Origin of the sequence: Spirillospora sp. NPDC029432, from assembly GCF_040703975.1 — a bacterium.
GTDB lineage: Bacteria > Actinomycetota > Actinomycetes > Streptosporangiales > Streptosporangiaceae > Spirillospora.
In genome coordinates this window covers 1-16,881 of the sequence record NZ_JBEZWH010000108.1, presented here as the reverse complement: position 1 = coordinate 16,881, position 16,881 = coordinate 1, and the positions used below count along the sequence as shown (strand labels likewise).

Genomic DNA, 16,881 nt, shown 5'->3' with positions numbered 1-16,881 from the left:
GCCCGGCCGCCGCGGCGAGCAGGTCGTCGGCCAGCCGCCCGGACGCGGCGGTCGCCGCGAGGGCCTTCGCGGCGCGGTCGGGACGCTCGGCGGTGACGGCCTCGGCGTACGCCTGGACCAGGGCCGCGTCGCCGTTCTCCGGCAGCGCCTCCCGCACGCGCGCGGCCAGCCGCAGCGCGTCCGGGGCCGTCAGCGCCCGGTCGCCATCGGCGGCGAGGCGGGCGAACGTCCGCGACGGCAGCGCCGCCAGGGCCGGGCACCCGGCGAAGGCGCCGGCGTGCAGATCCAGCAGCGCCAGGCACTGCGCGGCGGTCGGGGGCGCCGTCCACACCTCCGCCAGCGCACGGTCGGCGTCAGCGGCCCCGAGCGCACCGAGCGCACCGAGATGGAGCAGCTCGCCGGTCACGGTGAGCCGCTGCCCGGAACGGCGGCGGCCGACCGAGACCAGCACGGGCACCAGCACGGAGGACGCGATCTCCGGGACCGCCCTGAGCCGGTCGACGTCCTCGTACAGCAGGTCGCACGCCTCCGGGGTGAGCACCGCCCGCCGCACCTCGCTCCCCGCACCGGCCAGCCCCGCCAGGCACCCGTCCACCAAAGGCCCGCGCACACCAGCGGGCACACCAGCGAGCGCACGCGCGAGATCGGCACCCCCACCCCGCACACACCGAGCCGCCGCCCCCCGAACCGCCCCCTCAACCCCACCCGCACCACTCATGCCGCCCGCGCCGCTCATGCCGCCCGCGCCGCTCATGCCGCCCGCGCTGCTCATGCCGCCCGCGCTGCTCATGCCGCCCGTGCTGCCAATGCCGCCAGGGTCGCCTGCGCCGCTCGTGCCACCTATGCCGCTCGTGCCACCTATGTCGCCCGTGCCGCCCGTGCTGTCCGCGCCACCCGCGCCATCTGCGCCGGTTGCGGGGGCAGTGCTGGTGGCCGCTGTCGCGATTCGGGCTACCTCGGTCAGGTCGGTGGCCGCGGCCAGTGCGGCCGCGATCGCCGGGACGCCGTCCGCGGCCCCGGCCTCGCGCGCGCGGTGGTGTACGGCCAGGGCCAGGTCGACGCCCATCGCGGGTGCGCTCAGGGCCAGGTCGCGCCAGACCCAGCCGGGGATCGCGTCGCCGCGCCGGGCGAGCAGCCGGGTGACCGCCTGCTCCTCGCGCGCGGTGACCGTACCGTCGCCGCGGCACAGCGCCAGCAGCGCCGCGGCCTCGTCCAGCGCCTCCGGCGGGGCGGCGGCGCCGGGCGGGGCCAGCTCGCCCAGCGCGTCCAGTCCGGCGAAGTCGAGGTCGCGCCAGCACGCCGCGACGGTACGGGCGAACCGGCTCACATCGCCGCCCGGCCCGGGGTCGCGGCCCCCGGAGAGGCGGAACGCGTGGCCGGTGAGCCGCTGGGCCGCCGCCCACACGTCCGGCGTGGTCCCCACCAGCCGCTGCGCCGCGCCGTCGGGGTCGGCGCTGTAGGTCACGAACGACATCCGCGCCGCGACCGCGACGGGCAGCGAGTACGACACCACCGCGATCCACCGCGCGATCGGCTCCACGTCGTCGGCGACCAGCACGACCCGCCCGTGCCCCCGCGCCAGCACCCCCGCGACCGCGTCCATCAGCCGCCCCAGGAGGGTGAACGCGCCGTCCTGCGCGTGCAGCCAGTGCGCGAGCGACTCGGGATCGGATCCGTCGCCGGGGGCGAGGTCGTCCAGGACGGGCAGCTCGCCGTTCCTGAGCGGCGCGTCGTCCCACAGTGGGGAGTGCCACAGCTCGGCGGGGCGCAGTCCCTCCAGCTCCTCGTCTTCGGCGACGACCGCGTGCGCGAAGAAGTTGCCGTACCGGCCGGAGTAGTCCTGGCCGAGGTAGCGGCAGCGCAGCAGCAGCGGCCGTTCCGCGGCCCGGTCGTACAGCAGCGCCACCGGGAAGCGGCCGAGCTCGCCGTCGTCGGGGGACAGCGGGGCGTCGGGCGGCGGCCGGTACGACAGGTACGGCGTCACCGCGGCGCGGGCGCCCTCCGGCAGCCCCGGTGTCTCGGCCACGAACTGGAAACCGGCTCGGCCGGTGGGCCCGCGCCTCGCCGAGGTGTAGTGCAGCTGCCAGGCCACCCGCTCACGCTCCCTGGGACGGGGCGTCGTCCCCGGGACGCAGCCCGTCGAGCATCCCGAACTTGTACAGCAGCCACAGCAGCGGATCCTCCGCCCGGTACGGCCGCACGCCCCCGGCCCCCACCCGCCCGCCTTCGGGGATCCCGCCCAGCGCGGAGACGCCGAACAGCGCGTGGTCGGCGTACTGCTGCCCGAGGAACGTGTCGAGCTGCCCCGCCTCCCAGTCGTGCAGCAGCGCCCGCACCTGCGCGTCCACGGCCTCCCGGTCGTCCAGGTCGAGCACGCCCGCGCCGCCGCGCGAGCGGTGCAGCGCCGACTGCCGCAGCAGCGCCGGGCGCAGCACGTCGATCTTCGTCAGCGCCACCGCGACCGGCACCGGCAGCGGCTCGCCCGGCCTGGACCCGTGCCGGGCGCGCAGCGCCTCGGTGACCCGGGCGATCACGTTGATCGGCTCGCTGTCCGGATCGTCCGCCGGCGTCCCCGGGAGGCCCGGCGCGCCCTCCAGCAGCGCGGACCGCGCGCCCGGCAGCTCCAGCGGGTCCACCAGGAAGATGACCGCGTCGGCCGCCTCCAGGTAGCGCAGGTGCAGGTCGCGCACCTCGCGGCTGCGCAGGTCCTCGCCCGCCGTGTCGAACAGCACCAGCGCCAGCGAGTCGTTGCGCGGCCGCGCCAGCCGGCCCGGCGCGAACCGGGACCGGCGCGTCCGGGTCAGCAGGTAGACCAGCGGCTCGCGCGGGCTCGTCGCCGCGCTCGCCGTCGTCGGCAGCAGCCGCCGCTGCTCCAGCAGCGGCCGGGCGAAGTCGCGCTTGTAGCGCTCGATCGTCCGGTCGTCGCAGGCCACCAGGGAGGCGTCCAGCTCGGTGCCGACACGGTTCATCAGCTCGTGCAGCAGCACCGCGATGTAGGTGCTCTTGCCCGCGTTCTTCGCGCCGACGAGGGCGACGATCCGGCCGGGGGAGTCCACGTACGCGGGCGGCAGCGGGTTGTGGCACTCCGGGCACACCCGGTTGCCCGTGGGCTGCCCGCAGTCGGGGCAGTCCGCGCGCCCCTTGCGTCCCGGGGCGGGGAAGACCGGCGGCAGCGAGGCGCCCGCCGTCGACCCCAGGTAGTCGGCCAGCGGCCGGTCCAGCACCGGCTCGCAGCCCTGCCGGCGGCCCGCGCGCCCCCGGCACCGGAACGGGATCCGCTGCCGCTCCACCACGGCGAAGCAGTACGGGCAGGTCACCCCCCGCCGAGCGCGCCCGCTCGGGAGCTGCACCCGGGACGCTAGCGACACGGTCTCCTCCTGTACGGCTCCGCCGGCCGCGCGGTTCCGCGGACGGGCATCGTCACCTCGCGCCCCGCAGCCGCCGGACGGGCGGATCGCGGAGCTCGATGACATCATCCTCGGCGAAGCACCGCAGCCAATGCCCCTCGGCGCCCTTCGGCAGCGGGACCGACACCTCGCCCGGCACCGGCACCTCCGCCCAGTCGCCGATCGTCTCGCCGTCCCCGGCCCGGTGCGGCATGACCCGCCCGGCCCGCCGGACCAGCACCAGCCGCCGCACGCGCAGCGGCCGCGCGCACTCCAGCCGGACCGTCAGCGTCCGCCGCCAGGGCGGCCCGGCGCGCTCCACGTCGTAGTGGACGAGCACGCGCGCGCCCACCTCGGCCGTCACCGGCGGGCCCGTGACGGGCGCGCCGTCCAGGATCCCCGCCGCCGCGACCGCGATCTCCACCGGCAGCTCCTCGGGCACCGGCACCCGGATCCCGCCCTGCGTGTCGTACGCCGCCCGCGTCACGACCTCCCGCCGCGCCTCCCCGCTCCCGGCCGGTCCCGGCACGGCCGACGGGGCGGCCCCGACGCGGTACGTCAGCTCCACCTCCGCCACGTCCGGCGGCCAGTCGAACCCGACGTGCACCTGCGCGCCCCGCCGCTCGGCCACCAGGCGTCCCGGCGGCGGCAGATGGACGTGCCGGTGGTACGCGCCGATCGCGGCCGTCCCCCCGGACACCGTCACCGCCAGCAGCCAGCCGCCCGCGCCCGGCCGGACGACCAGGCCCCCGGCCGCCGCGGTGGCCGGCACCCGCCGGCTCTCCCGCCGCACCTCCTCCAGCGGCACCACCGCGCTGCGCGGCCAGGGCGGCGAGCGGTCCACCAGCACCAGCTCCGGCGTCCCGTGCGCGGGCGGCGCGAACCGCACCCGCAGCGCGCCCGGATCGGCCGGGTCGGGCTCGGCGGCCAGCTCGTACACCGGGTCCGGCGGCGCGCTCGGCGTCACCGACGCCCGCACGCCCGGCGTGGCCACCTCGCGGCCGTCGCCGTCCAGGTAGACCGCCCGGACCAGGTAGTGCAGCGTCGTCCCGTTCGGCACCCGCTCCCGGAACCCCTCGCGGCCCGCCGCGACCGGCCGCCCGTCCCGGACGGCCTCGACCCGCGCCGCCTCCGCCGGGCACCGCCACCGCCCCGTCACCGTGCCGTCGCCCGGCACCAACTCCACCTCGTCCGGCTCCGGCCGCACCAGTACCGGCCCCGCCACCGCCGGCTCGGCCGCCGCGCCGCCGCGCACCGCGGCCACGCCGTAGAACAGCGGCACGTTGACCGGCGGCCGGTCGTCCCGCTCGCCCGCCGGCTCCCCGTCCGACGCCGTCCGCGGTGGCCGCCCGGCCCGCCGCACCACCCGGTACGCGACCTCGCCCGCCGTGGACGGCGACGGCCGCCACGACAGCCGCACCACCGTCCCGTCCACGTCCGCGCGCACCTCGGGCACCGGCCGCGGCGGCAGCCGCTCCTGGTGCTCGCGCGCCCCCGGCAGGTCGCGGACCAGCCGCAGCGCGTCCGCCAGCAGCAGCCATGCCCGGTCCGGATCCGTCTCGGCCGCCGCGTGCTCCCGCAGCCGCACCGCCGTGTCCACCCGCCGCCGCGCCTCGGCGGCCAGCAGCGCCGCCTCCCCGTCCTCCGGGCCCGCGGTCCCGGCCGCCTCGGCCAGTTCCGCCGCCGCGTACACCTCGCCCGCGTCCAGCAGCGCCCGCAGCCGGCCCGCCGGCCCGCCGCCCGGCCCCGCCTCCCGCAGCACCGCGAACACCAGCCGGCGCGCGTCGCCCGGCTCCACGCCCAGATCCTCGACCGCGTACCGCAGCAGCGCCCGGTCCGAGGCCCGCTGCCGCAGCCGCTCCCGCAGCCGTTCCACGACGTCGAACCGCACCAGCTCGGCCAGCAGGTCCGCGTCCGACCTCAGCACGGACTTCAGGGCCGCCAGCACGGTGTCCGCGTGCGTGGTGCTGGTGTCGCGGCCGCGCTTGGCCCACGCCTCCGCCGTCGCCGCGACCGCCGCCGCGTCCAGCCGCAGCGCCTCGCCGTTCGGGCCCGGCGCCGCGAACCCGGCGGCCACCCGCATCGGCCCCCGCAGCCGGCCGCCGAACACGAACTCCGCCAGATGCCGCCGGCCCAGCACCTCCAGCGACTCGCGCACCGTCCGGTACGCCGCGTACGGCGGCGACACCGGCAGCCGGTCCGGCTCGCGCACCTCGATCCGGTCGGCCTCCGCCAGCGACTCCAGCTCCGCCCGCGCCACCCCGGCCGTGCGCGCGATGCCCTCCAGCTCCGCGGGCGCCACCATCCGCAGCGTCCCGCCCGCGTCCGCCAGCCGCGCCCGCGCCTGCCCGCGCCGCGCCGCGGTCCGCTCCTCGCCGCCGCGCAGCCGCTCGGCCAGCGGCCGCAGATCACCCCGCTCGGCCGCCTGGAACAGCGGCGCCAGCTCCCGGTGCTCGGCCTCCAGCCGGTCGACGAGCTTGCGGTACTTCAGCTGGCCGCGCGCCCGCCGCCAGCACTGCCGCACCTCCTTGACCCGCGCCGCCACCGCCGCCGAGGTCAGCGGATCGGGCAGCGCGTACCGGACCCGCAGATCCTCGGGCGGCCGGTCCCCGGCCGCCCGGGCGGGCTCCAGCACCTCCCGCTGGTACTCGGCGTCCGTGCTCATCGCCTTCCCTCGTCGCTCCGGTCGCTCGTTCCTCGCTCCCTGCGCTCCTCAGCCCAGGCGACGCGGGCCGCTCGCGTCCATGAAGGATCAGGTGATCTGGACGCGGGAGAGCGCGCGGCGGGACTTCTCGACCTCCTCCTCCGACATTCCGCCGACGTCGACCTTCAGCTCCAGCCGCTCGCCGGTCTCCTTCTCCACGGCGGTGACGTTGAGCAGGCCGGAGGAGTCGAGGGCGAAGGTCACCTCGATCGGCCAGCCCGCCTTCTTGCCCGCCGGGACGCGGATGTCGCCGGTGGCGATCTCGGTGTTGTCGATCAGCTCGGCGGACTCCACGCTGCCGGCCTGCTCCATCACCCGGATGTCGGCCGACGTCTGGTCGTCGTAGACCGTGAAGAAGTCCTCGGACTTGGCGGCGGGCAGCTCGTCGTTGGCGTGCACCAGGTGCGCGACGTGCTCCGCCCCGGACTCGCGGTCGACCACGACGATCCCGAACGCGTGCGAGGCCACCGTCTTGATCTGGCGGGCCGCGATCTGCCTCTGCTGGTCGGTGGACAGGCCCGCCCTGCCCGCCATCTCCTCGGCGCGGTCCTGCTCGCCGGACGCCAGCAGCCGCCGGTAGGTCTCCTCGAACGCGTACAGCGCCGCCCCCTTGGCGACCGCGAGGTCGGGGTCCTGGAGGCGCGGCGGCAGGTCCAGCTCGGTCTGCAGCCGCGCGGCCACCGCGGGCATCTTCGTGGACCCGCCCACCAGCACCAGGTCGTCGTAGTCGTGAACGCCCTTGTCGGCCGCGGCCCCCAGGGTACGGCCGGTGATCTCGACGGTGCGGTCGAGCAGGTCGCGGGTCAGCTCCTCCAGCTTCTCCCGGGTCACCTCGACCGCCGACACCCGGCCGCCGTGCATCACCCGCACGGTGTGCGCCGTACGGGTCGTCAGCGCCTTCTTGGCGTCCTCGGCGTCGCGGCGCAGCTGCTGCTCGGTCTGCTTGTCCTCCAGCGGGTCGCCCGCGTCGGGGTGCTCGGCGCGGAACCGCTCCACCAGGTACAGCACCAGCCGCTCGTCCCAGTCGGCGCCGCCCAGCTCGTGGTCGCCGTCGGTGCAGACGACCTCGATGTGCCCGCCGCGCAGCGTGATGACGGTCGTGTCGAACGTGCCGCCGCCCAGGTCGTACACCAGGATCGTGCGGTCGGTCTCCGGGTTGAGCACCCCGTAGGTGATCGCGGCGGCGATCGGCTCGGAGACGATGTCGATGACGTTCAGGCCCGCGATCCGGCCCGCCTTGCGGGTGGCGTCCCGCTCGGCCGCGCCGAAGTACGCCGGCACCGTCACCACGACGTCGCGGGCCTCCTCCCCGGTGCTCGTCCGGGCGTCGGTCGCCAGCTTGTGCAGGATGAACGCCGAGATCTCCTCGGGCGTGTAGTCGAACTCGTTGATCCGGCGGCGGACGTCGCGCCCCATGTCCCGCTTGATCAGGCTGACCACGTTGTCGGGCTCCAGCACCGCGGTGTCCTTGGCGGTCGCGCCCACCACCACGTTCTCGCCGCTCTCGAAGTAGACGACGGACGGCGTGGTGTCGGTGCCCTCCAGGTTTCGCAGGACCGCGGGCCGTCCCACATCGTCGATGGAGGCAATGCAGGAGTAGGTCGTTCCCAGATCGATCCCGTAGACGGCCATCAGAGTCGCGCGGCGGCACGGCGGGGGCCGTGCCGGTGGTCGCGCTCGCTCCCTTCCTGGTATCGGTGTCGCGGGCTCGGCGGGGTGCGAGCCTTACGGACCGGGCTTCTGCTTCTCGTCCCGTATCGTCTCGCCCCGTCCGCCTTCGTGCAGGCCTCTTGACCTGTCCGTGGTAGGAGGTTCGGGACGGGTGTCCCGTTCGGGTGCCTTGCCGACACCGACCTCCGCCTTCCGCACGACCCGGCCGTCGCGCTCGAACCCGTGGGTCCGCACGGACACGACGGTGCCGGCCGCCTCCGGGTCGGTCACCGGCTCGACGGCGACGGGGCGGTGCCGGGTGGAGTCGTACGGCTCGCCGGGCGCGACGGTGAAACGCTCCACTCCGGTACGGGCGAGCGCGTCGGCGACCTCGTCGGCGACCGCGCCGAGCAGCGCCGCGGCGTGCTCGGGACCGGGCGGTTCGGGGGACGCCCAGCGCGCGGCCTCGCGGCGGGCCATGTCGTGCAGCCGGTACAGCGCGGCCCGCACCGGCTCGAACGCCGACTGCAGCTCGCCGCGGCGGAGCGTCTGGTTCTCCTCGTGCAGCCGGTCGATGACCGACTCGCGGTGCGCGGCGCGCTCGTGCTCGCGCTCCAGCCGCTTGGTGAGCGCCGCCAGCGCCTGCATGATCTCGTCATGCGCCTCCGCGGGCTCAGGCGCGGCCTCAGGCGCGGATCCGGACGCGGATTCGTCCTCGGCCTCGGGCCCATCCGCCTCCGGATCGGCGGCGGCGGAGGGCGGGGCCTCCGCGGGGGCGGGGCCCTCGTTGACTCGGCTGTCCCGGGCGCTCGACACGTGCAGTTACCTTAACGGCCCACCACTGGCGAGGATAGGGCCTGCAAGGGGCCGTTTCACAGGTGTGTCCTCGCCGGTCATGCGGGTTCTTGGGGGCGTCATCAGCGGGTAACACCTTGGAAACGCGGGTGCCGCACCGTGGAGGGGCGCCGTTCGAGTACAGGAGGTGGCCGTGATGCTGCGGATTCGGGTGAGGCTGCCGGACCGGCCGGGATCGCTGGGCAAGGTGGCCCGCATCCTCGGGGCGGCGGGGGCGGACGTGGTCCAGATGGCGGTGCTGGAACGCGACAACGGCCGGGCGCTGGACGACTTCACCGTCCTCTGGCCGGCCGGGGCGGGGATCGACCGGCTCTGCGACGGGCTGGCGTCGGTCCCTGGGGTGGACATCGTCGGCATCTGGCCCACGGCCGAGCCGCAGGGGGCGTTCCCCGACGCGGCGCTGATCGGGCAGCTGGCGGCGGATCCGGGGCGGGGCGCGGTGACGCTGGCGGACGCGGTGCCGGCGCTGCTGAGCGCCGACTGGGCGGGGCTCGCGGAGCCCGGCGCGGGCGGCGGGCTCTCCCACACCAGTCTGGGCGGTGCCGCGGATGCGGAACTGCCGGACCTGGAGCCGGTACGGCCCCGGGCGTTCACGGCGGAGGACGGCACCCAGTACGCGATCTGCCCGGTCGCCGGGCGGGTGCTGGTGGTCGCCCGTACCGGGGCGCCGCCGTTCCACCGGAGCGAGGTGTTCCGGCTGGCGCAGCTGGCGGGCGCGGCCGAGGCGGTCATCGCAGGTGCGGGAGGTACGCGCGGTACGGGAGAGCCCTCTGACGGCAATCTGGTACGTAGCTCTTAACAAGGGTGAAACCGGCTAGACGCCCCGAGCGTCTACTTTGAGGGACATGGCCCCTGGGTGCGGCGGCGCGGCCGCGCCGGGGGTCATTCCTCTTCTTTCCCGTCCAGCAGTGCCAGGACGGCGTCCAGGTCGGTGAGGCCGGCGTCCGAGCCGAGTCCCTGCGCGACGATCGACGCGGCGGCGGTGCCCCACCGGGCGCACTCCAGCGGCGCCTTCCCGTGGACGAGGCCGGTGATGAACCCGGCGCAGTACGCGTCGCCGCAGCCGGTGGTGTCGACGACCTCGACCTTGCGTGCCGGGAGGCGGTGCGCGCCGGAGGCGTCCACGAGCAGGCTGCCCTCGGCGCCCAGCGTCACCACCACGGACGCCGGGCCCTGGGCCAGCAGCGCGTACGCGGCCCGTTCGGGGTCGTCCTCGCCGGTCATGGCGCGCGCCTGCTCCTCGTTCGGCAGGAAGTGGTCGACCACCGGCAGGAACGCGCGGGCCGCCTGGATCAGGTCCGGCATGCCCGACAGCAGGTCCATCGTGATGATCGTTCCGGCGTCGCGGGCGGCCGCCAGGGTCACCAGGAACGCCGGGTCGTTCAGCCCGAACGTGACGTCCGGGCCGCCCAGGTGCAGCACGTCCGCGGCGGCGAGCAGGCCGGGCTCGACCGCGCCGGGGGTGAGCGTGAGGTTCGCGCCGGGCGCGTGGAACGACGGCCGCCCGCCGTCCGGCCGGATCGGCAGGATCGACGCGGCGGTCTGCTCGCCGGCCCGCCGGACCAGCCCGGACACGTCCACGCCGTGCCGGGTCATGACCGCGACGAGCAGGTCGCCGAGGTCGTCCTCGCCGATCGCGCCGACCGACACGACCTCGTTGCCGAGGCGCGCCAGCGCCACCGCCGTGCCGGCCGCCGCGCCGGCGGCGGTCGCCCGGATCCGGTCCACCACGACGGTGTCCTGGCCGGGCGGGATCGCGGTCACCGGGCGGGCGAGCACGTCGACGATGTGGGCTCCGAGCGTCACGACGGCCATGGCGCGTCCCCTTCTTGATCGTGAGGGCCGTAGCGTACGCCCTGGAGACCGTTGGATGTGAAAGGTGTTCGCGATGAGGCTGGCGGAGGAGCGGGCGGAGCTGTGCGCGATCGGCCGGAAGATGGCCGGTACCGGGCTGGTTTCGGGGGCGAGCGGCAACATCAGCGTGCGCGCCGGCGATCTGGTCGCCGTCACCCCGTCCGGGATCATGCTGGACCGGATGCGCCCGGAGGACTGCCCCGTCCTGGACATGGACGGCGGCCTGGTCGAGGGTGAGGGCGTCCCGTCCTCGGAGACGCCGATGCACATGGCGATCTACGAGGCCACCGGCACGACCGCGGTCGTCCACACCCATTCGACGTACGGCGCCGTCGTCGCGACGACGATGACCGAGCTGCCGCCGATCCACTACAACACGCTGGTGCTCGGCGGGGTGGTGAAGGTGGCCGAGTACGCCACGTACGGCACGCCCGAACTGGCCGCGAACGTGCGCGCCGCGATGGAGGGCGGCATCGGCGGCGGCGGTATGCACGCGGCCCTCATGGCCAACCACGGCGGCGTCACCATCGGGCGCGACCTGGAGCACGCGTACGAGAACGCCGTCCTCCTGGAGTGGCTGTGCGGCGTCTACGTCCGCGCCCGGATGATCGGCGAGCCCCGCGTCCTGACCGAGGAGGAGCTCCTGCGCGTCATCGAGCGCGGCCTGAACCCGCCGGTCTACCCGCGGAAGTAGGCGCGAGGACGTGGACCGCGCGGCGGGGGAGTGACAGGCTGCGGGTGTGCCCCGGCTCTCTTCCGACGACGCGCTGCGGCGGCTGGCGGCGGCTCCGGTCGTCCGGCTCGCGACCACCGACGGCCGCGACCGCCCGCACCTGGTGGCGGTGACGTTCGCGGTGAGCAGGGGCACCGTCTACACCGCCGTGGACCACAAGCCCAAGAGCAGCCGCGACCTCAAGCGGCTGGCCAACGTCCGCGCCAACCCGCGCGTGTCGCTGCTGGCCGACCACTACGAGGACGATTGGGACCGCCTCTGGTGGGTGCGGGTGGACGGCCACGCCCACGTCATCGAGGACGCGGCGGGCATGGCCGGGCCGGTGGCGCTGCTGGCCGAGCGCTACCGGCAGTACCGCGAGCGCCCGCCGGAGGGGCCCGTGATCGCGATCGTCATCGACCGCTGGACGGGCTGGTCGGCCACCTGATCCTCAGTCCCAGGCCGCGCCGATCCGCTTGAGGACGTCGGCGTACTCGATCCTGGCCGCCCACTCCGCGGGCCACGCCTCCATCCCCAGATGGGCGCCCGCGAAGGCACCCGCGAGGCAGGCGATCGAGTCGGAGTCGCCGGAGCTGGCCGCGCCGCGCCAGATGGCCGAGACCGGGTCGTCCGGGAACAGCAGGAAGCTCAGCAGCCCCGTCCCGAACGCCTCCTCCGCGACCCAGCCGTCGCCGGTCGCCTCGCACGGGTCGGCGGCCCGGTCGGGGATCACGAGCGCGGCGTCGACCCGGTCGAGGATGCCCAGGCACTCGTCCCACCCGTACGAGATGAAGTCCTCCGGGGTCTTCACGCCCCAGCGCGACCAGAGATCGCCCAGCCACCGCTCGTGGTACGCGGTGCGCTGCGCGCGGGCGCGCTCGCGGAGCGCCTCCGGCAGGTCGGCCGGGGCCATGCCCTCGCGCAGCCACCACACGGTGAACGCGGTCAGCTCGCTGGCGGCCAGGCCCGTCGGGTGCCCGTGCGTCATCGCGGCCTGGAGCTGCGCCGCGCCCGCCCGCTGCTCGTCGGTCAGGCCCGGCACCAGCCCGACGGGGGTGGCGCGCATGTTGGCGCCGCAGCCCTTGGAGTTGTGCTGCGTCGCCTCCAGCCAGGGACGGCCGTCCTGGAGGCCCCGGCAGGCCCGCAGGCACGTGCCGCCCGGCGCGCGGTTGTTGTCCGGGCTGACCAGCCAGTCGACGAAGCGGCGCCGCCACATCGGCGTGATCAGGTCCGGGGTGAACGGCGGGTTCCGCAGGGCGTCCAGGAGCCCGAGCGCCACCGCGATCCCCATCTGGGTGTCGTCGGTGACCAGCGCCGGGCTCCCGGCCAGGTCGCGGGGGCCGTCGTCGCCGAACCGCCTCCGGATCGCCTTCATGTCGAGGAACTCGGTGGGGGCGCCCAGCGCGTCCCCGTACGCCAGCCCGAAGATGCTCCCGCTCGCCAGTGAACTCCGCATCGCCCCAGCCTAGAGGCCGGGTACGTCAGATCCCGACGAGTTCGGCCAGCCGCTCCCGGTGGCGGGCCGGCGGGCCGAACAGCTCCTGGGACGACTTGGCCCGCTTGAAGTACAGGTGGGCGTCGTGCTCCCAGGTGAAGCCGATGCCGCCGTGCATCTGGATGGTCTCGGCGGCGACCTGGAAGCAGGCGTCCGAGCAGTACGCCTTGGCGAGCGCCGCCGCGGCGGGCAGCTCCGAGGGCCGCTCGTCGGCGGCGTACGCCGCCTGGAGGACGGCCGACCGCGCCGACTCCACCAGCACGAACATGTCGGCGCACCGGTGCTTGATCGCCTGGAACGAGCCGATCGCCCGGCCGAACTGCCTGCGGACCTTGATGTAGTCGACGGTCATCTCCAGCGCCCGCTCGGCCCCGCCGAGCTGCTCGGCGGCCAGCGCGACCGCCGCCACGTCGAGCGCGTGCGCCAGGACGGGCCCGGCCGCGGCGTCGATCAGCCGCGCGGGCGTCCCGGCGAACTCCAGCCGGGCCAGCTTGCGGGTCTGGTCGAGCGTGGGCAGCGCGGTACGGGTCAGGCCCGCGGCGTCCCCGTCCACGGCGAACAGCGCCGGGCCGTTCTCGCCCTGCGCGATCACCAGGACGAGGGCCGCGACATGCCCGTCCAGCACGTAGGACTTCGTCCCGTCCAGCACCCAGGCGTCGCCGTCGCGGCGCGCGGTCATGGCGATGGACGCCGGGTCCCAGCTCTCGCCCTCGCTCCACGCGAGCGTGGCGATCGCGCCCTCGGCGATCGCGGGCAGCAGTTCGGCCTTGGCGCCCTCGTCCGCCGAGGCCAGCAGGGCGGTCGCGGCGACCAGGCCGGACAGGTACGGGGCGCAGACGACGGCGCGGCCCATCTCCTGCATGATGATCGAGACCTCGCGCATGCCGAAGCCCGCGCCGCCGTACTCCTCGGGGATCGCCATCGCCTGGAGCCCGAGCTGCCCGGCCATCTGCTCCCAGACCGCCGGGTCGTACCCCTCGGCGGTCTCCATGAGGCGCCGCACCTCGGCACCGGACGACTTGTCGCCGAAGAAGCGCCGCAGCGCGTCCCGCAACTCTTCCTGCTCCTCGGTCACCGCGAGCTTCATGTGTGGCTTCCCGTTCTGCCTAACAGATGTTTGTTAGATGAGTCTGCCGCATGCTCCGCCCGCCCGGCCAGCCGGGTCCCGTGATCAGGGCGCCCAGTCGTGCGGGCCGAGGACGAAGCCCTCGCCGGTGCTGTGGAGGTGGTTGGCCGAGGTCAGGTGGCTGAGGGCGGCCCAGATGTCCTCCTCGGGAGCCTCGATGAGGCGGGTGAGGGTCCCGATGTCGGCCGCGCCGCCGTCCTTGTCGATCTCGGCGACCGCCTCGTACACGGTGAGCTCGAAGTCCGACAGCTCCTGTACGTCGCCGCGTTTCTCATCCATAGGGGCGGCATGCCCGTTCTGCGTCAGCCGTAGCGCTTCAGCTCGTGAAAGAAGCCCGGAACGGTCTGGAGCCCGCCGGACGCGGCGACCTCGTCGTAGACGTACTTGGCCACCGCGAGGTCCAGGACGCCCAGCCCGAACGGGGAGAAGACCACCGGCCGGTCCGCCGGGGGAGCGATCTTCCCGGTGAGGACGTCGTGGAGGGTCCCGGCGACGAAGTCCCGGTTCCCGGTGCGCTGCTCGGCCAGGTGAGGGGACGTGTTCGCCTTCAGGCAGTGGTCCACGTCGTCGACCACGTTGTACGAGGACAGGATGATCTCGGGGGAGAGGTCCCGCAGCGAGATGTGCAGCACCAGCGGGTCGTGCCCGAACCAGGACGGGTCGGTGACGTGCGGCTCGCCCGCCACGGTGGCGAAGACGACCAGGTCGGACGAGCGGATCAGGTCCTCGGGCTTGTCGTGGACCGTGACCGGGGCCGTCCCGCCGCGCTCCAGGTAGCCCTTGAAGCCCTCGGCGTGCTCGGGGTTCAGGTCGTGGACGCCCAGCTCGGTGAACGTGAAGCCGTTCCCGGCCAGGTACGTGTGCAGGTAGCGGGCGATCAGGCCGACGCCGAAGAAGCCGGCGCGCAGCTCGCGGCGGCCGGTGAGCGCGGTCGCGGCCAGCGCGGCGGACGCGGCCGTGCGGGCGGCGCTGATGATCGAGCTCTCCAGGCAGGCGAACGGGTACCCGGTCTCGGCGTCGTTCAGGACCAGGACGGCGGAGGCCCGCGGCAGGCCGTTCGCGACGTTCTCCGGGAAGCTGGAGATCCACTTGATCCCGTGCACCCCGACCGTGCCGCCCACCGACGCGGGCAGCGCGATGATCCGCGAGGAGGGCCGGTCGGGGAAGCGCAGGAAGTAGGAGTCGGGGTTGACGGTCGCGCCCTCGCCGTGCAGCCGGTACGCGGCCTCGACCATGCGGGTGACCCGCTCCTCGCGGCCGCCGATCGCCTCGTGCACCTGGCTGCCGGGGATGACGGCGAAGGAAGGGGGCTGGGTCATGGGACGGTGATCTCCTGGATGTCGGCGGCGGGCAGGTCGAGGTCGGCCACGATCGGGCCGAAGTGCGTGCGCAGCCAGGTCTCGTCGTAGATCGAGTCGAGGTAGCGCTCGCCGAGGTCGGGGGCGATGGCGACGGCGACCGGCCGCTCGCCGGGGTACTTCTCCTCCAGCCAGCGGGCGGCGCCCGAGACGACGGTCCCGGTGGAGCCGCCGAACAGGAAGCCGCGCGACGACAGCCGGTGCACGGTGCGGATCGTGTCGGTCTCCGGCACGTGCACCACGTCGTCGACGAACGACTCGTCCACCAGCTCCGGGCGGGTGCTGGTGCCGAGGCCGGGGACCATGCGGCGCTCCGGGATGCCACCGAAGGTGACCGAGCCGACCGCGTCCACGGCGACGATCGTGACCGGCCGCCGGTGCTCGCGGAACCAGCGGGCGCAGCCCATCAGCGTGCCGGTGGTGCCGGCGCCGACGAACAGGACCTCCAGGTCGGGGAAGCGGCTCGCGATCGCTGGAGCGGTCCCGGCGTAGTGCGCGCGCCAGTTGCCCGCGTTGCCGTACTGGTTGAGCCAGACGTAGCGGTCGCCGGACGCGCACAGGTCGCGGACGTACCGGATCCGGCTCTCCAGGAACCCGCCGTTCGCGTCCTGCGTGGCCACCACCCGCACCTCGGTGCCCAGCGCCCGCATCAGCCGCAGCGACGCCGGGTTGCAGCGCGGATCGGTGATGCAGAGGAAACGGTGACCCTTCGCGGCCGCGATGATGCTCAGCGCGATCCCGAGATTTCCCGACGATGATTCGACGATGGTCTTGCCCGGCGTGAGCAGGCCATCACGCTCCGCCGCACCGACCATCTCGGCGGCCGCCTTGAGCTTGACCGAGCCGGCGAAATTGAACCCCTCGCACTTGAGGTAGAGGGGAGTGCCGAGGATCGCTCCGAGGTCCACGTAAAGGTCCTCGACGTTGAATTCCTGCGGCGCGGTGATGATGGGCACGCTGCCACCCTCGCACGAATGCCATTTTGGTGGGGACGGTGGAGTTCTCTCGCCATTCCCAGCTTCCCCCCGATGATTCTCCGCACGGTTCTCAACGAACGCGGCGGAGCCTCACCGTACCTTCGGGCATCGTGCCTCGCAACCCCCTGATTACCGCTTGGTAGTGCAGAATCGGGGGCTTCTACATAAGCTATGCCGACCGGAGTCGAGCGCAGTTTTCGCGATGACGGTGGAGAATATCTAGATCACGGAGAGTAATGATGAATGCTCGTGGACGGGTCGCCGGCCGGCTGCCGGCCCGGGACGCGCTGCCCGCGCTCGGCATCGCGGCGGGGGAGGCGGCGCGGGCGGCCGGGCTCGCCGCGCGGCACGGCATGGTCCGCGAGCCGGCCGGTGACCTGGCCGAACCCCTCATCGCCCGGGTGGAGCGGTTCGCCGCCGAACGGGACCGCCCGGCGGTCACCGACGAGGGGCGCACCCTGACGTACGGGGAGCTGGCGGCCGAGGCCCGCCGGCTGGCCGCGCTGCTGGAGAGCGAGGGCGCGGGCCCGGGCGTCGTCGTCGGCGTCGGCGGCGAGCGCTGCGCCACCGTGATCGCCGCGTTCCTGGCGATCGAGCTGGTCGGCGCCCTGTACGTGCCCGCCGACGCGACCTGGCCCGCGGGGCGCGTGCGCGACGTCCTGGCGCAGGCCGGGGCGCCGCTGCTGCTGGTCGTGGACGAGGGATCGTCGTGCGCGGCCGGATCGAGGACTTCGACTTCACCGCGTTCTACCTGGCCGGCGGCG

15 protein-coding genes are annotated in these 16,881 nt (G+C 74.8%); 4 read left to right on the top strand and 11 right to left on the bottom strand.

The genetic code is table 11. The features are described 5' to 3' along the window. The 5 genes from AB0881_RS39925 to grpE all read right to left on the bottom strand — a co-directional run. A partial coding sequence (locus tag AB0881_RS39925; protein ID WP_366625883.1) for a hypothetical protein occupies positions 1-2,092 on the bottom strand: 2,092 nt, incomplete at its 3' end. Positions 2,093-2,096: 4 nt separating this feature from the next. After that, positions 2,097-3,368 (bottom strand): hypothetical protein, encoded by a 1,272-nt coding sequence (locus AB0881_RS39920; RefSeq protein ID WP_366625882.1) that lies wholly within the window; start codon positions 3,366-3,368, stop codon positions 2,097-2,099. A 52-nt stretch (positions 3,369-3,420) separates the two neighbouring features. After that, on the bottom strand, positions 3,421-6,051 hold the full coding sequence (locus tag AB0881_RS39915; protein ID WP_366625880.1) for a hypothetical protein: 2,631 nt from the start codon (positions 6,049-6,051) through the stop codon (positions 3,421-3,423). A gap of 87 nt (positions 6,052-6,138) precedes the next feature. Further along, a complete protein-coding gene (locus tag AB0881_RS39910) occupies positions 6,139-7,722 on the bottom strand; it encodes an Hsp70 family protein (RefSeq protein WP_366625878.1) in 1,584 nt (527 codons plus the stop codon). Between the two features lie 93 nt (positions 7,723-7,815). Next, on the bottom strand, positions 7,816-8,556 hold the full coding sequence (grpE, locus tag AB0881_RS39905) for a nucleotide exchange factor GrpE (protein ID WP_366625877.1): 741 nt from the start codon (positions 8,554-8,556) through the stop codon (positions 7,816-7,818). 175 nt (positions 8,557-8,731) lie between these two features. Here grpE and AB0881_RS39900 point away from each other — a divergent pair, with 175 nt between their 5' ends. After that, complete coding sequence (locus tag AB0881_RS39900) at positions 8,732-9,394, top strand: ACT domain-containing protein (RefSeq protein WP_366625876.1); 663 nt, start codon at positions 8,732-8,734, stop codon at positions 9,392-9,394. Between the two features lie 83 nt (positions 9,395-9,477). Here the strand turns inward: AB0881_RS39900 and AB0881_RS39895 are convergent, their stop codons facing one another. Continuing rightward, on the bottom strand, positions 9,478-10,410 hold the full coding sequence (locus AB0881_RS39895) for a sugar kinase (protein ID WP_366625874.1): 933 nt from the start codon (positions 10,408-10,410) through the stop codon (positions 9,478-9,480). A gap of 73 nt (positions 10,411-10,483) precedes the next feature. Between AB0881_RS39895 and AB0881_RS39890 the strand changes: the two genes are divergently transcribed. After that, complete coding sequence (locus tag AB0881_RS39890; RefSeq protein ID WP_366625872.1) at positions 10,484-11,143, top strand: class II aldolase/adducin family protein; 660 nt, start codon at positions 10,484-10,486, stop codon at positions 11,141-11,143. Between the two features lie 46 nt (positions 11,144-11,189). Next, positions 11,190-11,609 (top strand): TIGR03668 family PPOX class F420-dependent oxidoreductase, encoded by a 420-nt coding sequence (locus tag AB0881_RS39885; RefSeq protein WP_366625870.1) that lies wholly within the window; start codon positions 11,190-11,192, stop codon positions 11,607-11,609. Positions 11,610-11,612: 3 nt separating this feature from the next. Here AB0881_RS39885 and AB0881_RS39880 read toward each other — a convergent pair whose 3' ends face one another. From AB0881_RS39880 to sbnA, 5 genes are all read right to left on the bottom strand, one after another. After that, positions 11,613-12,617, bottom strand: a complete 1,005-nt coding sequence (locus AB0881_RS39880) for an ADP-ribosylglycohydrolase family protein (RefSeq protein WP_366625868.1) — start codon at positions 12,615-12,617, stop codon at positions 11,613-11,615. A gap of 25 nt (positions 12,618-12,642) precedes the next feature. Next, positions 12,643-13,743 carry an acyl-CoA dehydrogenase family protein gene (locus AB0881_RS39875; protein ID WP_366625866.1) on the bottom strand — a complete coding sequence of 367 codons (1,101 nt, stop codon included), beginning with the start codon at positions 13,741-13,743 and terminating at the stop codon, positions 12,643-12,645. Positions 13,744-13,827: 84 nt separating this feature from the next. Continuing rightward, positions 13,828-14,061: a hypothetical protein gene (locus AB0881_RS39870; protein WP_366625864.1), complete on the bottom strand. Its 234-nt coding sequence runs from the start codon at positions 14,059-14,061 to the stop codon at positions 13,828-13,830. A 23-nt stretch (positions 14,062-14,084) separates the two neighbouring features. Next, positions 14,085-15,101: a 2,3-diaminopropionate biosynthesis protein SbnB gene (gene sbnB / locus AB0881_RS39865; RefSeq protein WP_366625863.1), complete on the bottom strand. Its 1,017-nt coding sequence runs from the start codon at positions 15,099-15,101 to the stop codon at positions 14,085-14,087. Then, complete coding sequence (gene sbnA / locus AB0881_RS39860) at positions 15,098-16,096, bottom strand: 2,3-diaminopropionate biosynthesis protein SbnA (protein ID WP_366625862.1); 999 nt, start codon at positions 16,094-16,096, stop codon at positions 15,098-15,100. The genes sbnB and sbnA overlap by 4 nt, the downstream gene beginning before the upstream one ends. A gap of 260 nt (positions 16,097-16,356) precedes the next feature. Here sbnA and AB0881_RS39855 point away from each other — a divergent pair. Further along, the coding region (locus tag AB0881_RS39855; protein ID WP_366625861.1) for an AMP-binding protein at positions 16,357-16,881 on the top strand (525 nt) is incomplete at its 3' end.